Raw genomic sequence first — 3954 nt, 5'->3', positions numbered from 1 at the left:
AAGCTCTACACCGACCGGGTTTGTCACTTCGCCCATGTGCGCCGTGAGGCGCTTGTTATTCGAGTGGAGGTGAAAGACCTCCTCCGCTGTCCTGTCGCAGCAGGATAGCGAAGCTGAGGGCAGCCCGACTCGGGAGGTGCCGAGGAGGGTGGGAGCAGCCCTGACAAAGCCGGGACGTCTCAGCACTGCCAGATGGGGCGGGTTCGGCAAGCGAGACGGAAAGGTATACGAGAGGAACCAGCGCTTTACGCTCCTACAAGTGACACTGGCTCCAACCTGGTGGATCTGGGCCGGAGGCGACGCAGACCCGTTCCCACAGAGAACGGAGAACTCCCCGGAGTTATATGTGTGCGGCGAAGGGGAGGCCGTGATGAAGTGCTGCGGGGTAGTCACGGCGATGTCGCAGGGGCAAAGTTGGGTGCCTAATCCGTCGATCGAATGCAAGTGAACACGGGAACCGTCCAGGCCCTCGCCTTCGGCCATGCAACCAGCGTGGAGTAAAGGCTGGGCACACCGTCAGTCGAACGGGCCTGGATGGGGCGGAGCCGCCGTAGTAGTTCGAGGCCGGGAAAGCCGGTCACATGGCGAAGGGCGGCAGCAGAATCAGAAGGGAAGGAGACTGCAATGCCGAAAGATGCACCGCCGAATGGCGATGCTTTGCTGGAAGGGCTCCCCGTGGGCTCGAGTCAGCAGGTATCGGAGATGCAGGCCAAACTTCACCGTTGGGCGGCGGCCCGGAAGGACCGCCGATTTGACGACGTCTTCAACCTCGTGCACGACCCAGCCACGCTGAAGATGGCGTGGTGGCGGGTCGAAGCCAACCGCGGGGCCCGCACTGCCGGTTCGGATGGGCTGACGCCCGCACGGATCGAGGCAGAGATCGGGGTGGCGCGGTTCCTGGAGGACCTTCGCTCGGCTATCAAGTCGGGTGAGTTCCGGCCACAGCCGGTGAGGGAGCGCAAGATCCCCAAGCCGGGTGGCTCTGGAAAGGTTCGCCGCCTGGGTATCCCCACGGTGGCGGATCGGGTTGTTCAGGCGGCGCTGAAGCTGGTGTTGGAGCCTATCTTTGAGGCTGATTTCGAACCAGTCTCATATGGCTTCCGACCCGAGCGGCGCGCACACGACGCGATTGCCGAGATCCACTTCTACGGCACCCGTGGATACCGGTGGGTGCTGGATGCCGATATCGAAGCCTGCTTCGATTCCATCGACCATTCAGCCCTGATGGAACGGGTTCGTGGAAGGATCAAAGATAAGCGCGTGCTGCGGCTCATTAAGGCGTTCCTGAAAGCCGGGGTTCTAACGGAACTCGGCACAGTTTCAGAAATGCGGAGCGGTACGCCGCAGGGAGGCATTCTCTCCCCGCTATTGGCCAACATTGCACTGTCTACGCTCGATGAGCATATGACGGCGCCGTGGAGGCCAGGAGGGGTGATGTCTACCGAGATGAGGCGTCGGCGTCGTGCCTGGAAGGGGCTCCCCGTTTGGCGATTTGTCCGCTTCGCGGACGACTTCGTCGTCTTGGCAAGGGGAGATTCCGCAGACGACATCGAGGTGCTGCGCGAGGAGATCAGCCAAGTGCTCAAACCTATGGGACTACGGCTCTCCGAGGCCAAGACCAGGGTAGTGCATATGGAAGAGGGGTTCGACTTTCTTGGGTTCCACATCCGGTGGGGTCGCAAGAGGGGAACGGATAAGTGGTACGTGTACACCTTCGTTGCCGACCGGCCTCTCAAGGCCGTTAAGGCGAAGATCCGTACTATGACCCCCAGGACGTCACAGCAAGACCTGCGGGACGTGCTTGAGCGGATCAACCGACTCGTGCGCGGCTGGACCGCCTATTTCCGGCATGCCGTGGCAAGTCAGACGTTTGCACATCTGCGCCAGTTCATCTGGTGGCGGATTGTACGGATGATGCGTCATCGGCACCGCTGGGCGTGGAAGGACGTCCGCCGTTGGCTCACCGGTCCCACTGGGAAATGGAAGCCGATCGCGGCGGACGGGATCGAGATGTTCAACCCAGCAGCGGTGACCATCGTTCGGTACCGCTACCGGGGCGAACGCATCCCCAACCCCTGGGCTCAGGCTGCCTGAATCAAGTCCACGGCGATTCTGTGGAGAGCCCGGTGCTCGGTAACGGGCACGCCGGGTTCGGCGAGCGGCCTGGAGAAACGGACAGCAGGCGACTGCTGCACCGCGCTCCAGGCCGACTCAACCACCCGGACCCGGACGGGCTGCCGCACGTGTGCCGGCGCCGTGCCCGGGGCGTGGCCAGCGCCGATCACCTGTACGTGAAGTCCGCGACCGCCACTTGGTTCCACGAGCGCGGGGAACAGGCCCACTTCGACTTCGCCCAGCCCGCCGGGGCACCGTTGGGATCGGTGGTGGACATCCGCTGGCGCAGTAGAGGGCTGCGCGTGCACCTGGACCGGGCTGTGCCCCCGGCGTGGGAGGACGACAGCGAGCCGGTGCTGGGGATGTCAGTGCCGGTGGACCGGGACACGCTGATCCGCCGCTGGTACGTTCACCGCATCCGGCTGGACAGCGAAGGCACCACCCGGCGGGTCCGTATCGGCACCGAGGCGTTCGCACGCCCCACCGAATGGTTCGGCCTGGACGAATGCGAACTGGGCGAGCGGGGCCTGTCCACACCGGCGGTCGAACAGATCGTCCGCTCCCACCGCACGCCTCCTCCGGCCCAGTGGCCCGCGCCCAAGGCCAAGAAGGCACCGGACGCCCAGGCACGCGCCCAGACCCTGCTGCGCCGTCTGGCCGACGCGCGGAAGGTGGAGTCCGTGATCATGGTGGACCGCATGTGCGGCGATATCGCGGCCCTGACTGGGGTGAGCAAGGAAACCCAGGAGCAGCTGGACGCCGCCGTGGACGAGGCGCACCGCTGGCTGGAGAGCCAGGTCGAGGTCCGCCGCGACCTGTTCACCCGCCTCGAGAAAGCGGTGGCCGGCCGACGCACCGAACAGGTCCGCGAGTGCCTGACCCTCGCCAACGCTACCGCCGACCACGACCGCACCGAGGACGAAGACCAGATCGCCCGCGCGGCCGCCGACTATCTCAACGCCCAGGCCAAGGCGGCGGCAAAGAACCTGACGCACATCCTCACGGAGCTGAGACTCGGCACCCCCCTGCCACCGGCCGCGCTGCGCGCTCGTGTGAAAGCGCTCGTCCAAGCGGCGGCCGAGGCGGGCAGCCATGTCAACGCCCGCCAGGCAACGCAGATCAAGCGCTGGAAGGAGCGCGCAGGCTTCAACAAGCCGATCACGCCCGCCCCAGCGGCACAGTCCTCAAGGTCAGCCAACAAGGAGAAGCGTCCGAAGGGGCGGCTGCCGCTGCACAAGCAGGTGGCACGACGGCACTGGATCAAGAGGGAATGCCCACGCTGCCACGTCGGAAAGGGCGCAGACTGTGTCATCGATGACGGGACCGGCACCGGTGAAGTGCGCGCAGTCCCTCACGATGAGCGGCTGCTGCCGATCGTGGAAGAACGCAAGATCAAAGCCCAGCAAGCCCCCCGCCCCTGGCGGGTCTACGAGGTCACCTGCCCTGACTGCGGCAAAGCGCCCGGTGCGCGCTGCGCATCGCCGAGCGGAGGCGTGCATCGTTCACGCGTCGACCTGGCACGGGAGAACACCCGCAAAGGGCTGCCGCGGTCCTGACTACCCGCGGCTGCAATGGCAACGGTTCATGGTGTTCCGCTGGCAGCGACGATGTGAACTCGCCACTCCCGCTCGAGGCTTGGCTACAGCCCAGCCCCTGGTCGGACCTGTGAGACCCAACAGGTCCGACCGGGTCTGACGTGCCATTGCGGTCTCAGCCGGGCGGCGGGTCGAGCCGCTGCCCGGACCGGTTAGATACCCAGCGTCACCGCTATGGGACTTAATGCCCATAACGCCGAGTCGGTCATCTTCACCGAGTACGGCTGACCCACCCGGCACGGCC

2 protein-coding genes are annotated in these 3954 nt (G+C 65.4%); both read left to right on the top strand.

The features are described 5' to 3' along the window. The first annotated feature begins 624 nt into the window (after positions 1-624). Positions 625-2094 (top strand): group II intron reverse transcriptase/maturase, encoded by a 1470-nt coding sequence (gene ltrA / locus NQU54_RS48160; RefSeq protein ID WP_257636588.1) that lies wholly within the window; start codon positions 625-627, stop codon positions 2092-2094. A gap of 32 nt (positions 2095-2126) precedes the next feature. Beyond that, positions 2127-3671 (top strand): zinc finger domain-containing protein, encoded by a 1545-nt coding sequence (locus NQU54_RS48155; protein WP_257636587.1) that lies wholly within the window; start codon positions 2127-2129, stop codon positions 3669-3671. Positions 3672-3954: the final 283 nt, after the last annotated feature.

Source organism: Streptomyces malaysiensis subsp. samsunensis (assembly GCF_024519315.1).
Taxonomy (GTDB): Bacteria; Actinomycetota; Actinomycetes; order Streptomycetales; family Streptomycetaceae; genus Streptomyces; species Streptomyces malaysiensis.
Note: the sequence above shows the minus strand (reverse complement) of the source record. Positions and strands in the feature narration are given on the sequence as shown.